The organism is Anabaena sp. WA102 (assembly GCF_001277295.1).
Classification (GTDB): Bacteria; Cyanobacteriota; Cyanobacteriia; order Cyanobacteriales; family Nostocaceae; genus Dolichospermum; species Dolichospermum heterosporum.
Genome location: NZ_CP011456.1, coordinates 4,734,325 through 4,751,736 on the forward strand (window position 1 = coordinate 4,734,325; position 17,412 = coordinate 4,751,736).

Annotated in this window: 16 protein-coding genes and 3 pseudogenes; 4 read left to right on the plus strand and 15 right to left on the minus strand. The window is 38.7% G+C overall.

The window, feature by feature from the left end:
- Nucleotides 1-36: 36 nt before the first annotated feature.
- Nucleotides 37-234, plus strand: a pseudogene (locus AA650_RS20785) (DUF29 family protein); the annotation flags it as partial.
- A 33-nt stretch (nucleotides 235-267) separates the two neighbouring features.
- Here AA650_RS20785 and AA650_RS20790 read toward each other — a convergent pair.
- The 5 genes from AA650_RS20790 to AA650_RS20810 form a co-directional block, all read right to left on the minus strand.
- Complete coding sequence (locus AA650_RS20790) at nucleotides 268-492, minus strand: type II toxin-antitoxin system HicB family antitoxin (RefSeq protein ID WP_039200867.1); 225 nt, start codon at nucleotides 490-492, stop codon at nucleotides 268-270.
- A complete protein-coding gene (locus AA650_RS20795) occupies nucleotides 489-716 on the minus strand; it encodes a type II toxin-antitoxin system HicA family toxin (RefSeq protein ID WP_039200869.1) in 228 nt (75 codons plus the stop codon). The genes AA650_RS20790 and AA650_RS20795 overlap by 4 nt, the downstream gene beginning before the upstream one ends.
- A 144-nt stretch (nucleotides 717-860) precedes the next feature.
- Complete coding sequence (locus AA650_RS20800) at nucleotides 861-2,273, minus strand: glycosyltransferase (protein WP_053540492.1); 1,413 nt, start codon at nucleotides 2,271-2,273, stop codon at nucleotides 861-863.
- 117 nt (nucleotides 2,274-2,390) lie between these two features.
- Complete coding sequence (locus AA650_RS20805) at nucleotides 2,391-5,144, minus strand: bifunctional acetate--CoA ligase family protein/GNAT family N-acetyltransferase (protein ID WP_053540493.1); 2,754 nt, start codon at nucleotides 5,142-5,144, stop codon at nucleotides 2,391-2,393.
- Between the two features lie 106 nt (nucleotides 5,145-5,250).
- Nucleotides 5,251-5,691 carry a hydrogenase maturation protease gene (locus AA650_RS20810; RefSeq protein ID WP_053540494.1) on the minus strand — a complete coding sequence of 147 codons (441 nt, stop codon included), beginning with the start codon at nucleotides 5,689-5,691 and terminating at the stop codon, nucleotides 5,251-5,253.
- A 376-nt stretch (nucleotides 5,692-6,067) separates the two neighbouring features.
- Here AA650_RS20810 and AA650_RS20815 point away from each other — a divergent pair, with 376 nt between their 5' ends.
- Nucleotides 6,068-6,457 (plus strand): pentapeptide repeat-containing protein, encoded by a 390-nt coding sequence (locus AA650_RS20815; protein ID WP_053540495.1) that lies wholly within the window; start codon nucleotides 6,068-6,070, stop codon nucleotides 6,455-6,457.
- A gap of 253 nt (nucleotides 6,458-6,710) precedes the next feature.
- Here the strand turns inward: AA650_RS20815 and AA650_RS28830 are convergent.
- The 10 genes and pseudogenes from AA650_RS28830 to AA650_RS20860 form a co-directional block, all read right to left on the minus strand.
- Nucleotides 6,711-6,839, minus strand: a pseudogene (locus tag AA650_RS28830) (Uma2 family endonuclease); the annotation flags it as partial.
- A gap of 112 nt (nucleotides 6,840-6,951) precedes the next feature.
- Nucleotides 6,952-8,399: pseudogene (locus AA650_RS20820) on the minus strand (Ni/Fe hydrogenase subunit alpha).
- A 152-nt stretch (nucleotides 8,400-8,551) separates the two neighbouring features.
- Nucleotides 8,552-9,166 carry a CP12 domain-containing protein gene (locus tag AA650_RS20825; RefSeq protein ID WP_053540496.1) on the minus strand — a complete coding sequence of 205 codons (615 nt, stop codon included), beginning with the start codon at nucleotides 9,164-9,166 and terminating at the stop codon, nucleotides 8,552-8,554.
- Nucleotides 9,167-9,322: 156 nt separating this feature from the next.
- Nucleotides 9,323-9,868: an oxidoreductase gene (locus AA650_RS20830; protein ID WP_053540497.1), complete on the minus strand. Its 546-nt coding sequence runs from the start codon at nucleotides 9,866-9,868 to the stop codon at nucleotides 9,323-9,325.
- A gap of 12 nt (nucleotides 9,869-9,880) precedes the next feature.
- Nucleotides 9,881-10,402, minus strand: a complete 522-nt coding sequence (locus tag AA650_RS20835; RefSeq protein ID WP_053540498.1) for a DUF3122 domain-containing protein — start codon at nucleotides 10,400-10,402, stop codon at nucleotides 9,881-9,883.
- Nucleotides 10,403-10,437: 35 nt separating this feature from the next.
- Entirely contained in the window at nucleotides 10,438-11,154 is a 717-nt protein-coding gene (gene hoxU / locus AA650_RS20840) for a bidirectional hydrogenase complex protein HoxU (RefSeq protein ID WP_053540499.1), read from the minus strand.
- A 74-nt stretch (nucleotides 11,155-11,228) separates the two neighbouring features.
- A complete protein-coding gene (locus tag AA650_RS20845; protein WP_053540500.1) occupies nucleotides 11,229-12,839 on the minus strand; it encodes a NuoF family protein in 1,611 nt (536 codons plus the stop codon).
- Nucleotides 12,826-13,338, minus strand: a complete 513-nt coding sequence (hoxE, locus tag AA650_RS20850; protein WP_053540501.1) for a bidirectional hydrogenase complex protein HoxE — start codon at nucleotides 13,336-13,338, stop codon at nucleotides 12,826-12,828. Before hoxE ends, AA650_RS20845 begins: the two co-directional genes overlap by 14 nt.
- 322 nt (nucleotides 13,339-13,660) lie before the next feature.
- On the minus strand, nucleotides 13,661-14,182 hold the full coding sequence (locus AA650_RS20855) for a universal stress protein (RefSeq protein ID WP_053540502.1): 522 nt from the start codon (nucleotides 14,180-14,182) through the stop codon (nucleotides 13,661-13,663).
- A 283-nt stretch (nucleotides 14,183-14,465) separates the two neighbouring features.
- Nucleotides 14,466-15,587, minus strand: a complete 1,122-nt coding sequence (locus AA650_RS20860; RefSeq protein WP_053540503.1) for a sensor histidine kinase KdpD — start codon at nucleotides 15,585-15,587, stop codon at nucleotides 14,466-14,468.
- Nucleotides 15,588-15,945: 358 nt separating this feature from the next.
- Between AA650_RS20860 and AA650_RS20865 the strand changes: the two genes are divergently transcribed.
- Both AA650_RS20865 and AA650_RS20870 read left to right on the plus strand, forming a co-directional pair.
- Nucleotides 15,946-16,365 carry a BlaI/MecI/CopY family transcriptional regulator gene (locus tag AA650_RS20865; protein ID WP_053540504.1) on the plus strand — a complete coding sequence of 140 codons (420 nt, stop codon included), beginning with the start codon at nucleotides 15,946-15,948 and terminating at the stop codon, nucleotides 16,363-16,365.
- Between the two features lie 4 nt (nucleotides 16,366-16,369).
- Nucleotides 16,370-17,203 carry a M56 family metallopeptidase gene (locus AA650_RS20870; protein WP_199924312.1) on the plus strand — a complete coding sequence of 278 codons (834 nt, stop codon included), beginning with the start codon at nucleotides 16,370-16,372 and terminating at the stop codon, nucleotides 17,201-17,203.
- The last annotated feature ends 209 nt before the right edge of the window (nucleotides 17,204-17,412 follow it).

Genomic DNA, 17,412 nt, shown 5'->3' on the forward strand with positions numbered 1-17,412 from the left:
AGAATGTAATGTTATTAGTTATAACTAAATTAAGTTAAAATAAAAGATGAACTCAAAGATAGTCCTAGTTTGAAACCTTACATTTTAGAAATATTTGATGAATGTTATCAAGATGCTAGATTAGAAGCAAGCGATCGCTCACAACTTCCTCTTGACATATTTCCCGTTATCCCCATTGGTTCATTAGAACAAATTTTAGATGATTGGTTGCCAATACAAAAAAATGAAGGATGAAATTTTGTACCATTTGTGTAAGTCTCCTAAAAATTAAGCTGCTGATAAAGACTTACCTAAAGTTTTTGGTTCTGGAAGGGGTTCACCATCTTGTAAACAAGATTCAATTAACATTTCTAAGACTTCCTGAGCATTTTCTAAAGCTTCTTGATATGTGTCCCCATGTGTATGACAAAACTCTCCCCATTCAGGCAGACTGACAACAAAACAATTATCTTCCTGAGACCATTGAATAATTACCGTGTAATGATAACTCATTCTTCTTCTTCCTCTTGAACCTTTTTAATTTCTTCTATTCTTTTGATAGCATTACTAACATCTTTTTCTTGATATTCTTTAGCGTCTTTTCCATCTTTACCTGATATAGTAACTCTCCCAGTAAGTAAGGGATGATACCAGTTAGTATGACTGCCTTTCCCTGTCCGACAGGTAAATCCAGCTTGAAGTAATAAGCTTTTTAATTCTCGGATTTTCTTGGGCATATCTCATACTAATGCACTACTAATTTAACCGCAAGTAGTATACAAGATGTGGGGATAAAGAAGATAAATATTAAGATTCATCACAAAAAAATGAAGGATAAAAAATTCATCCTTCACTCTACAAACTTTATGGTTTTTATTTCCTTATTTCTCAACACCTGTATGGACAGTTTTCACCCATTTGAGGCGTTTTGGTCGGAAAGACATTCGCGCTGTGGTGCTACTCATAACTACTAACCAATGCAACATATATAAACTGCCGCGAAGGGTTTGTAAAAGTACCATTAAATAGGTAGATGGTTTAAATTGTTGATCGGAACGGACGTGCTTTAAACCAGCAAACATTCCTACTACTGACATTCCCAAAGATAAGCCAGTTACAGGACTTAACATGGGGGGACGATGACGAGCGATCGCCATTAAAATATCTGGTATTGCTGCTGTTGGCAAAATATACATTGTCACCATAAAGATCAACAAATCCCAGGTTTTCCTTGTCCCCATACGGTTTTGGAGGATCAGATCCCAGTAGTCTAAATAACGTTGATAACCACCTTCTGCCCATCGGTTACGTTGATGCCAAAGGGCTGTAGCATTAGTAACACCTTCTTCTTGCACCGGAGGATAAAAAACGCATTCAATATCCCATTTATCTAGATGTAACCGGATAGTTAAATCCAGATCATCAGTGATAGTTTCCTCATTCCAACCACCGCAACTAGCCAAAGCTTGACGACGGACAAATTGACCATTTCCGCGGAGTTCACCAATCCCACCGATAGCAGTGCGCTGTTGTTGAAACCAAATATCCAACAACATTTCCGCCATTTGTCCCTTAGTCCAAAAATTTTCCTTAGCATTGGCGATCGCTTTACGCATTTGTACCGCCCCTACCTGTTCTTTTTGAAATAAAGGAACTATTTGTAATAGCAAATCCGGTGTAACTTGGGCATCAGCATCAAATACAGCAATAATGTCTCCCTTTGTCAGTGGTAATACTTGATTTAATGCCCCCGATTTGCCGCCAATAGCGTCAGAATCACGCCTAAATACATTGAGTTGTTGATATTCCTGCTTGAGTTGGGCGAGTAATTGGGGTGTATTGTCTGTACTATTATCATCAATAATCCAGACTTCATATTGACCATTACCGTATTCCAGATTACACAGATTTTTAACTAATCTGCCAATTACCGCTTCCTCATTTTTAGCAGCCACTAACACAGAGACAAAAGGCAAATCCCCCTCTATCTCTTGGGAATGGTGACGGGGTTTGGCAAAAATAATCCCCAAAGCATGAATACCTAGCATTGTTGTCAGTCCGAGGACAAATATCGAACCCCAGGAAACTAAATGCAAGGTAATAGTACCACTCCAGACTATAGTTAAAACTAGAGCAGCTTTGCCTCTACGTCCTTTAAATCGGCCTGGTGGTAGAGACGCGGAATCCGTCCTTACTTCTGATTCCTCATCTACTGATAGGTCAGTAAAGATAGAGTCAAGGGGATCAGAGTTTCCGTTATAAGCATCATTTTCAGGACAGGAATTCGCCGGCATAGGTTACATAATTCAAAAACATCTATGCTATGTAGCTTTTATTTACAGATTAATACTGTAACAGATTCCTGTCCACCTAATTATAACTTGCTGAAAAATTTTTTCAGCAACCCCCATTTAAAGTTTAATTTCTGCCCTTAATACTGTTGTATCACTTGTATTTGTGATTTGGAACCCAAGTTTTTCACATACTCGCTGCATACCTGAATTGTCAGCTAAAATATCAGCATAGATACAGCAACTTTTCTCGTTTTTACCAACTTCTAGCAATCTGCGGAGTAATTCTGTCCCTAAGCCTTGATATTGAAATTTGTCGCTAACTAGCATCGCAAATTCTGCCGCATTACTACCATGTAATTTACTTAATCTTCCTACTGCTAATATTTCCCGCTTTTCTGTTTCGGGATTTTGGTATTCTGCAACTAAAGCCATTTCTCGATCATAGTCAATAAAGCATATTCGGGTGAGTCGTTCATGGGTAATGCGTTGACTCAATTTAATCATGTGGAAATAGCGAAAATAAACACTCTCTTCTGATAGGGTTTTGTGAAATTCTACCATTAATGGTTCGTCTTCGGGACGAATAGGACGAATAGTAATTGGTGTACCATTGTTCAATTTCCAATTACTAATATATTGACTAGGATAGGGACGAATAGCTAATTTTGGTAATTGATGTTTTTCCACATCAGCAGAATGTAAAACTATCCGCGCATCTAAGGCAATTAATCCTCCAGGATGTATAGGAGTGGGAGGAATAGCCAACAACGGATTAATATCAATTTCTTTAATCCCAGGTTGTTCCACAACTAATTGACTAAATTCTACCATTAATTGTTCAAGAGCAGCAATATCAATACTTTTCCTTCCTCTGACTCCTTGCAAAGCTTTATAAATTTTGGTTTGTTCCATCATCCGTCGTGCTAGGGTAGTATTAAGAGGCGGCAGGGCAATAGAACTATCTTGAAACACTTCCACCAATTGTCCCCCAGCACCAAATAATAATACAGGTCCAAATTGCGGATCTAAACTACTCCCAATAATCAATTCATAGCCATCAGTTTTGATCATTGGTTGTACAGTTACACCCAAAAAATCTTCCGCTTTGGCTTTCTCTTTTACGGATTTTTGAATATTTTGAAAAGCACATTTTACCGATTCTGCATTTTGCAAATTTAATTGCACACCACCCACATCAGTTTTATGGGTAATTGTCTGAGAATAAAGTTTTAAAACTACCGGATAACCCAGATTTTCTGCACATTCAACCGCTTTATCCACAGTTTCCGCAATGCAACCAGCCACCACAGGGATACCGTAAGCGGCTAAAATTTCCTTAGATTCAAATTCCGTGAGAATTGTTCTTCCTGCTGTTTTTGCAGCTTGAATAATATTTTCCACTTTAGCACAATTGCGAGTATTCACATCACAAATTAATGTTGGTAAAACCGGAGTTTCATAAATACCGCGCAGGTTATAACTCGACTTCCACATATAACTAAATACTCGCGCTGCTGTATCAGGATAAGCATAAGTGGGAATACCTTGATTGTTAAGAATTTGTTCTCCCTCGGCTATATCTGCACCACCCATCCAACTAGCTAAAATTGGTTTATTTGACATTTGTGCGTAGGGTTTTAGTTGTGCCGCTGTTTGGGTAGGATCTGTCATTGATTGGGGTGTTAAAATCACTAATAAACCATCACTATTGGGATCTTGTGCCGCAATTTCTAAGGCTTTTGTATAACGTTGGGGGTCAGCATCCCCTAAAATATCAATAGGATTATTATGACTCCATTGCGGTGGTAAAATGTCATTTAAGGAAGTCATTATTTCTGGAGAAATTGCTGCTAATTCTCCTCCACTTTCAATTAATGTATCTGTTGCTAATACTCCCGGACCGCCAGCATTAGTTAAAATTGTTAGCCGGGGACCTTGGGGACGGGGTTGTTTTGCTAATACTTCCGACATATCAAATAAATCAGAAATACTATTGACTCGTAACACCCCACAACGGCGAAAAGCTGCATCTAAAACAGCATCACTTCCTGCTAATGATCCTGTGTGAGAAGCGGCTGCTTTAGCTGCGGCTGGTGTCCGACCAGCTTTAATCACAATTATCGGTTTTGTTAAAGCCACTTCTCGCGCTGCTGATAGGAAGGAACGCGCATTCCCAATGGATTCCATATAAATTACAATACTTTTAGTCTGGGGGTCATCACCAAGATAATAAATTAAATCTCCCCAACTAATATCTAACATTGAACCAATGGAAATAAAGGCACTAAAACCCACATTTTCTTGAAAACTCCAGTCTAGAATTGCTGTACATAAAGCTCCACTTTGACTAATAAAACCAACATTTCCTGGACGCGCCATTTTACTGGCAAAGGTAGCATTTAAACCAGAAATTGGATTCATTACTCCTAAACAATTAGGACCGATAATTCTAATTTTTCCTCTTTGTGCTTGTTGGATAATTTCCTGTTCTAAAGCGATACCTTTTTCTCCAGATTCTTTAAAACCAGCGGAAATAATGATTGCTCCTTTTATTCCAGCATTAACGCAATCAGATATAATTTGGGGTACAGTTTGTGCTGGTGTAACGATAACGGCTAAATCTATTTTTTCGGGAACATCAAAAATAGTCGGATAAGCTTTAATTCCTAATACGCTATGACGGTGAGGATTAATCGGAAAAACTGTTCCTCCAAAGGGATTAGTGATTAAGTTCCAAAGCAAAGTTCGTCCTACACTTCCGGGTTTTTCAGTAGCACCAATTACGGCTACAGTTTTGGGAATAAATATCGCATCTAGGGGATTAACGATATCATAAACTTTATTGCTAATTCTTTGGTTAGATGTTTCCATACATACTCCTATGAATTTGTGATTATTTTGGATTTTGCTGAATGAAGGTATGAATTTGTTTCACGCAGAGTCGCAGAGTCGCAGAGAGGAAGAGAAATGGAATTTTTTATCCTTTATTAATAATGTTAATGATTTTTGTTAAAGCTATACTAATTCCTTGTTCTGCTATTGGTGAAAGACTATCTCCTAATTCAAAGTTAACCCCTGGTACTGTTATTAACCAAGCTGGTGGACTATAACCATAGAGGGATTTTGTTAAGGCTAAAAGATATGTAGGCTTAATGCTATGTCCTATGATCATCCTAGATTCAGTAGGTAGTATAGATTCTACTTGCACATTTTGCAATTCTGAATTCAAACTAGCATCTACAAAAATTGCTAAATTGACATTTGCCAAATTTGCTGCTAATTCTGGAGTGAGTTGGTGAACTGCTAAAGATTGGACATGAGATAGATGCCAGAGATTGATGAGATTTGCTACTCTAGGACCAATAGCATCATCACTGAGTAATTCATTTCCATAACCAATCACTATTGTAGCTTTCATTATTTTTAATTTATCTGTGTTTATCTGCGGTTAACTATTCTGGAAATTTTGCTCCATACAGTTTCAGCTTAATTTTGAATATGAGACTAAGTAGGTTAGCATTGAAAATCGTCGTTATGGCAAGGCAAGAGGCAAAAGGCAAGAGGCAAGAGTGAAGAGGGTTTGGGCGATTTTACTTTTCTTTACATAGATTGGTTTTATTGTGTTCACCTACTTAAGAGCAAAATTTGAGTACATTATGAGAAAACACAAAAATTCTCAAAACAAACTTATGTGAACAGGACATTTATTTTCTGACTTATTTGTTATAATATTATGAATCTGGATGGTTTCCATTAAACCATTAAACTTTTTAGATAAATTGTGAGGCTGTTTTATGCCTGAAGTGAATTTTCAACAACCAATTAATAGTGCTGCTAGGATTGTAGAAGAATATACGATGGGAAAAAGAGACTTTGAAAGAGCAGAATTAGATGATGCTAATTTACAAAGTTTGGATTTAAAAGGCTCTGATTTCAGCTATGCTGATTTGAGTAGAGCCAACCTTGGGGGTGCAAATCTGCGAGGATGTGATTTGAGTTTTGCTGATTTAAGTGAAGCTAATTTACAAAATGCAGATTTACGCGGAGCAATGTTATTTTCCGCGAATTTGCGTCAAGCTAATCTAGAAGGGACGCATTTAAAAAAGGCAGACTGTGATCATAACACCCATTTTCCCAAGAATTTTGACCCTATTGCAGCAGGTGTAAGTATGAGTGAACTATAGATACTGGTGCGGCTATATCAGCCGCTAATTCTTATACTAAGTAGGTTGGCGTTGAAAATTGTCGTTATGGCAAGGCAAAAGGCAAGAGGCAAGAGTGAAGAGGGTTTGGGCGATTTTACATTTCTTTACACAGTTTGGTTTTATTATGTTCACCTACTTAGTATTCTTTTGAATTGTTATATTTACCCCACTTTATCACTTGACAATTAAAATAGCACATTTTCTCAATTTTTGTAAATTTTAATTTTATAACTTAATTTTTTCCTGGGAATACTTTAGTTAAATCTAAGATTAATTCCGGGAGAGATGGCAATTTTACAGACTCATTAGGGAGGATAATTGATTTGTAACGATAGCCAAATTTACCTTGTAAATCTTGATATCAGTAGCAAGAGTCATAAAATTTAGGTAATATGAGTTTAGCTTAAATTATATCATATAAATACCAGATACCCAGATCCCCGACTTCTTAGAGAAGTCGGGGATCTAAATACTTAATTATGATAAATTTGATTAACTATAGTGCCATTTGTGTCCACTACTTCTATTAATAAAGGCATTTGTCCCATTGCATGAGTTGAACAACTCAAACAAGGATCAAAAGTCCTAATTCCGGCTTCAACTCGGTTTAACATTCCTTCTTTTATGTTATCACCTTGGATAAAATGACGGGCAATTTGGGCAACTGTCCGATTCATGGCTAAGTTATTTTGACCAGTAGCAATAATCAAATTTACTTTTAACATTAAACCATTTTCATCAACTTGATAATGATGAAATAATGTCCCTCTTGGGGCTTCACTAACACCAACTGCCTCTAGGCAATTAATACCAGCTTCAGCACAGAGACGATTTGATAAAATATCTGGGTCATCAAGGATAATCTCTATATGTTCAATTGATGCTAAAATTTCAATTAACCGCGCATAATGATAGAAAAATGATGATTTAACAGTTCCGGTTCCATAACTACGAAATTCTTTTAATTCTGTGTCTGCTAAAGGTGTGCCAATCTGACTACAGATATTTAATCTAGCTAATGGTCCGACGCGATACATTCCACTATCTAAACGACAATGATCTGTGGTATCAGGATAACCTAAAGGAAGATAATAAGGTGATTTTAAATAAGAATCTGCTTGGACTGCTTCACCAATAAATTCATGATAGTTAGCAGCATCAAGATTATCAGCAACAATGTTTCCTCCACTATCAACAAATCGGATATGTCCATCATAAGTTTCCCATAAACCTTCAGGACTGACTAAACCCATAAATAAACTAGGAAAATTACCAAAAGTTTTTGCTTCTTTTTCATAAGTTTTTAATAGGGTTTTAAATAAAGCTATGGCACTAATTACAGTGGCTTTGGCTTCAGGAATTTTTTGCTGAATGTGGGTGCGATTTTCTGTTGTTAAAGGGTCACGAACTCCACCAGGAACAGCCCAGGAAGGATGAATTTTTTTCCTCCTAATAATTCAATGATTTCTTGTCCAAATTGGCGTAAACGGATTCCACCTCTGGCTAATTCCGGTTCAGCGGCAATTAAACCAAAGATATTGCGGTTTTCGGGTTCGCTATCCATGCCCAATAATAGGTCTGGTGCGCTGAGGTGAAAGAAGCTGAGGGCATGAGATTGGATGATTTGCCCTAAATTCATCAAACGGCGTAATTGAGAGGCTGTTTTGGGGATTGTAACGGCTAATATTTTATCCCCTGTTTTGGCTGATGCTAATAAGTGACTGACTGGACAAATACCGCAAATTCTCGCCGTAATTCCTGGCATTTCTGGAAACGGACGACCGACACAAAATTTTTCAAACCCACGAAATTCTGTAACATGAAATCTAGCATCATTTACTTGACCTTCATCATCTAAATAAATGCTAATTTTCGCGTGTCCTTCAATGCGAGTAACGGGGTCAATAACAATTGTTTTCATAATTAATCGGTGATTGGTAATTAGATAAAATTGTAGGTTGGGTTGACGTAAGGAAACCCAACATTTCCGCAACATTATCAAAGATTTTGTTGGGTTATGCCTACGGCTCCCGTAAGGGATACACTTTGTTCTACCCAACCTACGGATATTAATTACAAATCATAAAACCTAGATTCTGTGAATTCTGGATATTCATCACAGTAATCTTCAAAGGCAGTTTTCAGAGGTTTTTCAGCGAGTTGGTGGGCAATTTCGGCTTGAATTTCTTCTACTACATCCCAAGCGGCTGCACATTCTGCGGAATTGATGCCTTTTTCTGCACAAACAATTCGAGCTTTTTTAATTTCATCTTGTAATTCTTGTTCTAATAAAAATGAGCGCGGTTGTTCTAAACAAGTACTTCTGGCTAAGATATCAGTAAGTGAGATTATTCCTAATAATTTACCACTAATTACAGGCGCACGGCGGAGATGATGATTAGCAAATAATCTGGCTACATATTCTAAACCCAATTCTGGATTAACGACAATACAAGGTTTAGTCATAATTTCATAAACACGGATTTTATTTGGATCTTTGCTATAGGAAATTACCTTATAAACAATGTCGCTTTCTGTGATAATTCCATAAGCATCTTGTTCATGACGACGATCTACAATTAATGCTCTCCAATCTCTTGCTTTCATTAAATCAACTGCTTCTTTGACTGTTGCTGAATTGCGAATCATTGCCACATCTTTAGTCATTACATCTGCTGCTGTTAACATAATTCACCTCGAAAAAATAGGAGTCAGGAGTCAGGAGGAAGAAAGAAGATATAGGGGTTATCTGTTGAGTTAAATATAAGAACCCCGCCCCCAACCCCCTCCCCGCAAGCAAGGAGGGGGCTATAATGGATGTATTTATTTGGTTATAATTACTAATTAACCAAATTTAATCATTTCTCTGCCGACAATTTCCGGTTTTTCTCCTTTTAATAGTGGTTCAAGTGCGGCACGAATCCGATGTGCTGAAGGGGGACAACCGGGTAAATAAATATCAACTGGTACTACCTTATGCACAGGGAGAACTGTATCTAGTAAAGGGGGAACAATTCCTGGGGAATTGGGAATTTGTTGATTAATATCTGCTTCTTGAATATAAGCTAATTGTAGGGCTGGTTCAGCACCACCTGCAAGATTACGTAAAGCGGTAACATTACCAGTAACAGCACAATCACCAAAGGAAATTATTGTTTTAGTCCGGTTTCTAATTTTGTGAATTAATTCTAAATGTTCTTCATTGGCGATCGCACCTTCAACTAATACGATATCTACACCTTCGGGATATTCTTTAATATCAGCTAAGGGACTATAAACTATATCTACTTGTGCGGCTAAATCTATTAACCATTCGTCCAAATCGAGAAAGGACATATGACAACCAGAACACCCACCTAACCAGACTGTTGCTAATTTGATTTTAGTCATTTTTTCACCTTTTCAGTTTTCAGTGGAAATTAATGATTGCCATTCTTTGACAACATGAATGGGAACTGCGATATTAATGAAGTTTGTACTGGGAAGGGGTATAGATAAAGTTAAAGATTCTGGAGGTAATTGAGGTAAGATTTCTGTCAAATCATATTGACCAACAGTTGGTGCTGGGGCTTCCTCTAAAAATACATCAGCAGCATTCCAAACTTTACCTGTTGTTGAGGTGATTTTTAAAGGTTGGGGATGAATTAACTCACCAACACTAGGAAAACCAACTAGGCGAAGATTTATATTCGATGGTTGATCCGAATACACTTGTTTAAATAATACAACTTGCCAGACTTTTCCTGATTGATCATCTAATTTCACTTGTGAACGGTAAATAATTTCTTCGGGAGGATTTCCTATCTGAGTAACAGCAGCAATTACTTTTCCAGATGATAGATTTGCTAAACCAAGGAATATAAATGTTGTCAATATCCCTACTAATAGAATTCGCTTAAATATTTGTTGAATATGCGGTAACATGAGATTTCATTTTAAATTATGCTAATGACTAATGACTAAAAATTCCACTGCTTTTTATTTCTTGCAGTTACTAAAAATTCAATTTTGCCCCGATCATGTTTCATTTCACCGACACTTGAACCTTTATCAAATAATGCTCCTGTGGGACAGGCATTCACACATTTACCACAGGAAGTACAGGTCTGGGAAGTTCCCCAAGGTTGATTTAAATCAGTAATTACATGAGATTTTGAGCCTCTTCCTGCCATATCCCAAGTATGTGCGCCTTCAATTTCATCACAGACACGAATACAGCGAGTGCAAAGCACACAACGATTATGATCTATGCCAAAAAGATGATGGGAAGTGTCAACAGTTCGCTGAGGATTTTGATATTCTAAGCGGAGATGATCCATGCCCATTTCTATGGCTAAATCTTGTAATTCACAGTTACCATTAGCAACACAAATGGAACAAATGTGATTACCTTCAGCAAATAACATTTCTACAATTGTCCGCCGGTATTTTTGTAAGCGATCGCTATTTGTATTCACCTCCATTCCTTCTGTAACTTTAGTCACGCAAGCAGGTTGTAATTTATTACTTCCTGCAATTTCCACTAAACATAAACGACAAGCACCAATATCACCCACACCTTCTAAATGACATAATGTAGGAATATGAATACTAGCTTCCTGCGCTGCTTCTAGTAAGGTTTCATCCTCACGAGCGCTAATCAATTCCCCATTTATTGTTAAAGTTTTTACAGTCATAGTAATTTGGTAATGGGTAATGGGTAATTGGTAATTCTTAATCCTGAAAATCCTTTAATCCTGGAAATCCTGATTCAGACAGTTTCCCTGACTAATTCCAAATATTCATCTCGAAAATATTGCAAAGTGCTAAAAACTGGATTTGGTGCAGACTGTCCTAAACCACATAAACTGGTGTGTTTTACCATGTCGCAAAGTTCCTCCAATAAATCTAAATCAGCGAGCGAACCTTTTCCTTGACTAATCTTTGTTAATAAACCGTGTAATTGCACAGTTCCCACACGACAAGGAATGCACTTACCGCAAGATTCATCCATGCAGAATTCCATGAAAAAGCGGGCGACATCTACCATATTTGTAGTTTTATCCATGACAATCATTCCCCCCGAACCCATCATTGAACCCAAGGCGGTTAAAGATTCATAATCCACAGGTGTAGCAAAAGCCGACGCAGGAATACATCCCCCTGAAGGTCCGCCGGTTTGTACTGCTTTAGCTATACCATTGTCGGGAACACCTCCTCCCATTTCCTCAACAATTACTTGTAAAGATGTTCCCATTGGGACTTCTATTAAACCCGTGTTGCGGATGTTTCCAGCTAACGCAAATACCTTTGTACCTTTGCTTTTACCAATGCCGATATTAGCAAACCAGTCAGCACCTTTACGAATAATCGGCGCAATATTGGCAAAGGTTTCCACATTGTTAATTAACGTCGGATAGCCCCATAAACCGGACTCAGCCGGGTATGGTGGACGGGGATGGGGGACACCACGTTTACCTTCAATTGAAGCCATTAACGCCGTTTCTTCACCGCAGACATAAGCACCCGCACCGATACGGATTTCTACTTTAAAATCAAAGGGAGAGTCGAAGATTTGTGAACCCAAAAGTCCTAAGTGTTGGGCTTGATGAATTGCCGTTTCCAGGCGTTTGATAGCAATGGGATATTCTGCCCTAACATAAATATAGCCTTGATTTGCACCAATGGAGTAGGCAGCGATCGCCATCCCTTCCAAAACCCGATGGGGATCACTTTCTAATACACTCCTATCCATGAATGCACCGGGATCACCTTCATCAGCATTGCAAATTACAAACTTCTTCTCAGCCTTTGATTTTGCTACCGTTCCCCATTTTAAACCTGTGGGATAACCAGCACCACCGCGCCCCCTTAAACCGCTTTTAGTAATAGTTTCTATTACCTGACTGGGTTTCATTTCCCGCAGCACTTGGTAAAGGGCTTGATAACCATCAGCCGCAATGTAAGCTTGAATGCGTTCGGGGTCAATTTTACCACTATTTTCTAGGACAATCGGTAATTGACGGCTGAAAAATGGCTCATTTAAATCACCCTCCTGTAAATTTGTGACTTCTCCATTTACCCCCGCCATAATTGCTGCTGCATTTTCTGGGGTAACTTTTTGATACAATTTTGATGCGGGCGGATTTTCCCGATTTTCCACCTGTACCAATGGTCCTTGACAACATAGACGCATACAACCCACACCAGAAACCTGCACAGTATCTTCTAAACCCGCAGCTTTCACAGATGCTTCCAGATTGTCCTTCACAGCTTGAGAATCAGAAGAGAGACAACCCGCAGCCGTACAACAGCGAATTTGCACAGATTTCCGTTGAGAAAGCTCCTTTTGGGCAATTTCTAATAATTCACTTAGTTCCATTTTGCCACCATTCTCCCACTTTTTCGCAAACCGATTCCGGGGTTTGATTACCTAAAATAGCACCATCAAACACTACCGCAGGGGCAATTCCACAAGCCCCCAAACATCTAGCCGTCATCAAAGAAATTTGACCATTTGCGGTAGTTTCTCCTGCGTGAATTTGCGTAATTTTTTCCAACTGGGTTAAGATCGCCGTTGAGCCTTTGACATAACAAGCTGTACCCGTACAAACCACACAATTATGAACCCCTTTCGGTGCTAGGGAAAACAAATGATAGAAAGTAGCCACTCCATAAACGCGACTAGGTGGCAACTTCAGACTATGGGAAATGTACAGCAATAAATCCAGTTCTAAATAACCAAATAATTCAGAAGCCCGATGCAGAATTTCAATAAGTGCATCTTGTTGATATTGATGACGCTTAATAGTTGCGTCTAACATCTTTAAACGCTTGTCTCCACTGGGATGAGTTAAAGAAGGTGGAACTGATGTTTTCATATTTTTTCACAAAATCCATTAGACATCTCCAAAAATTAAATATGCCTATCCTAGAACCCTTGTAGAGACGTTCCATGGAACGTCTCTACTTTTCTGGAGATGTATATTAACTTATCCGTCTTTATCTGCGTTCATCTGCGGTTAATAATTCTGGAAATCTGATTCTATGCAGCCTCATCTAGCATTACTTACTAACTGTAAGTAGGTGAACACAATAAAACCAAACTGTGTAAAGAAATGTAAAATCGCCCAAACCCTCTTCACTCTTGCCTCTTGCATGAGTGCCTTTTGCCTTGCCATAACGACAATTTTCAACACCAACCTACTTAGTAGCTGCTGAAGAAACATTTGCCGCTTGGGAACTCATAGGAATATGGACAATCTGCACTGAACAAGGTGCATGATGTAAAACATAATTACTCACACTACCGAGAAAAAATTCCGCCAGTCCAGAACGTCCCCGTCTTCCCATGATAATTAAGTCAGCATTCCAGTCAGTGGCTAATTCACAAATCATTCGTCCTGGACTACCAGTATTTTGGGTAAATTCTGTATTAACACCAGATGTATTAGCTTGGGCGCTCCATGACTGTAACATTTGCCAACCTTCGTTTTTAAATTTTTCCCAATGCTCTTGGTATAATTTAAAACTTTGCTCGTTCCAACCGGGATAGTAGTCAATATTGGGGAAAACCAGTGCCTCTGGACTACCTTCCTCTTCCTGTGATAAAACGTGCAGTAACATTAAATTCGCAGATGTGATCTTGGCTAAAGATAAAGCTTGCTCAAAAACTTTTATACTCATGTCCGAGCGATCTACTGCGACTAAAATTTTCTTAAACATATATACCTCGATGTTAGTTTGCTAACTAATGATAATGAGTATATTCGGCTTTTTAGGTTAATATTTGGTAAAAGCATCCTTAATATTCACCAACAATTGTACAGCAGAAGTCGGGAGTAGCAGCTTTATATGGCATAGTTTCGTAATTAAATTTTACACTTTGTCTAACTGGAATATCCTGGATTTATCGGTCAAGAATTTGGCAATTAAGGCTTGATATTTACACTATACAAGTAAGAAAAAAATTGCATCTTATCTAAGATAGATTAACAGATGTTAAAATTTATTTCTCTGTGGCGATAATATGTAAATCTATGTGCTGATCTCTAATTAACTCCAGCAAGCGTTGTGTAAAAGAGCGTTTAAAAAATCTTTTCCATCGGGGTTGTTGACTTTCGCCAATGACTATTTGGGTGATATGATTAGTTGCGGCAACTTGGGCGATCGCCTGAGCGACATTGTTACTTTTAACATGAAGAAATTCACCACCAAATTCTCGGCATAGTTTCTCACAAGTATGAATATGTAAACTTTCTTCTTTAGTCAAAAACCGTTCAGGGTCAGCGATGAATACAGTATATAATTTAGCATTCATATAATTAGCAATTCGCGCCCCACGTCGTAATAATTGAATCGAATTTGGATAGGTAGATACACATATCAAAACTCGCTCATGGACAGTGCGAATTTGCCCAGGAGAGATGGAAGTATTTGCCTCTTCCTCAACTGTATCTGCGACTTCTCTTAATGCTAATTCTCGCAAAGCAATCAGGTTACGACGCTGAAAAAAGTTTTCTAAAGATTGCTCAATTTTATTAGCAGCATAAATTTTACCCTCCCGTAACCGTTCTTCTAAAGTTTCTGGAGTTACATCAATGACAACCACAGCATCAGCTTCATCCAGCAACCGATCTGGAATGCGTTCTCGGACGACAACACCCGTAATTCCGGCTACTAAATCATTCAAACTTTCTAAATGTTGAATATTCACAGTAGAGTAAACATCTATGCCGGCTGCTAAAATCAATTCTACATCTTGATAGCGTTTTTCTCTAAGTGAACCAGGAATATTTGTATGTGCTAATTCATCAACTAATACCAATTGGGGAGAGCGGTTTAAAATTGCCTCTGTGTCCATTTCTTGGAGGTTGATATTTTTATGAATATTGGCTTTTTGCGGAACTACTTCTAATCCTATAGCTTTGAAAGCAGTATCTTTGCGTCCATGAGTTTCGATAATGCCAATAACAACATCAATACCTTCTTGTTGCAGTTGATGTGCTTCTTCTAGCATTCTGTAAGTTTTTCCCACACCAGGAGCCATACCAATGAATATTTTATGCTTTCCGCGTCGAGCAGGACGAATATAAGAACTGTCAGGGGAGGGCGTATGGGGGTAAGACATAATAATAACTAGGGTTTGCGGAAAAGTCTTTTCATTCGGGCTAGTAGTTTGTCAACCCTAAAATGACGGGTGAAGGCAAGCAGGGGGAGGTAGGGGAGGTAGGGGAGGTAGGGGAGGTAGGGGAGGTAGGGGAGGTAGGGGGGTAGGGGGGTAGGGGAGGTAGGGGAGGTAGGGGGGTAGGGGAGGTAGGGGGGTAGGGGAGGTAGGGGGGTAGGGGAGGTAGGGGCGCAGGGCCTGCGCCCAATCAGGAGTCAGGAGGAAGAATTGGAGGGAGGCAAGAATAATATTAAATCTGAAAAAGTGACCGATAAATAAACCTGGAAGCGATAAAATCCAGATGACATCTTCAATTATCAATATGGCTCCTTTACCCGATTATCGTCCCAAACAAATGTCTCTTGGTCCATTGGAAGCAGAAATTCTCAATATCGTCTGGGAACTGAGTTCTGTTACTGTCAAAGATGTACACGATCGCATTTTAGCTGATCCTAACCGCGAATTGGCTTATACTTCCGTAACTACAGTTCTCCGTCGGTTGACGGAAAAAGGCTGGTTAGCTTGCAATAAACAAGGAAAAGCCTTTTATTGGCAGCCTTTACTGACTAAACAACAAGCAGAGGTAATTAAGGCACATGATCAATTACAGCGATTTTTAGCAGTGGTAAATCCTGATGTGATTGCGGCATTTGCTGATAGTTTAGATCAAGCTGCTAGTGACCAAATCGAAGCGATCGCTAAACGCATCCAAGCAGCACGGGAAGCCAGAGGAGAAAAGTAACATTATGCATCTACTGATGATTATCACCGCTGTTACCATTGCTTGGTGGTTGCGATTCTTTGGTAGAATCCCCCAGGGAAATTGGTATTTACGCTGGCAAAAAACCCTATTTTTATTCCTTTTTCCCCCCTTACTCATCTTCATGACAGTTACCTCCGTCGTCTGTATGGGGACACAGGGAAAAATGGGCGGAATGTACACCGACTCCTTCAGCTATCTCCTGTCCTTAATTTTTCTGGGATTTTTTAATATCTTAGGTATCAAACTAGCTTTTCAGGGCTGGAAAGCCATTCAATCCGCCCGTGAATGCCCCCAAATTACCTTAGATGGTAAATCTGCCCGACTTCTACAAACAGGAGCTTTATTTGCCGGACAAATGGGTTTTTGGCAACCTGAATTAGTCGTTAGTCAAGGACTACTACAAACCCTCTCTCCAGCCCATCTAGAAAGTGTTTTAGCCCACGAACAAGGGCATTATCAGTATAGGGATACGTTTTGGTTCTTTTGGCTGGGCTGGATGCGTTCTTGTACCGCTTGGTTGCCAAATACAGAGCCTTTATGGCAAGAATTGTTAGTTTTACGAGAATTACGAGCTGATAGTTACGCTGCATCCCAAGTAGATCCTTTAATATTAGCAGAATCCTTGTTATTGGTCGTTAGCAACAACTCTACAATCTCAGATATTTGTTGTGCAGCTTTGGGTTCAGGCGATCGCTTGGAACAAAGAATTGAAGCCTTATTAACACCACCTGAACCAATATCAGCAGCACAATTACCCTCCTGGCGGATTTTTCTCCTCGCCTTTCTCCCTCTCATTACAGTCGTATTTCACACTTGAATAATTTCCTCTCTATTTTCTAGAGAGGAGGAAAAAACTCAAGTGCTACAACTACCAATTAAGTTGGTAAATATTATAGATACTTATTCATACAATCTTGTAAAAAGTAATCTTAAATACAGTTTTTGTCCAATTTTTAAGATAAATCATCTGGAATAGGTTTATTTTCTCAATGAAGTTTTACCAAGATAATTGGTAATTAATATAGT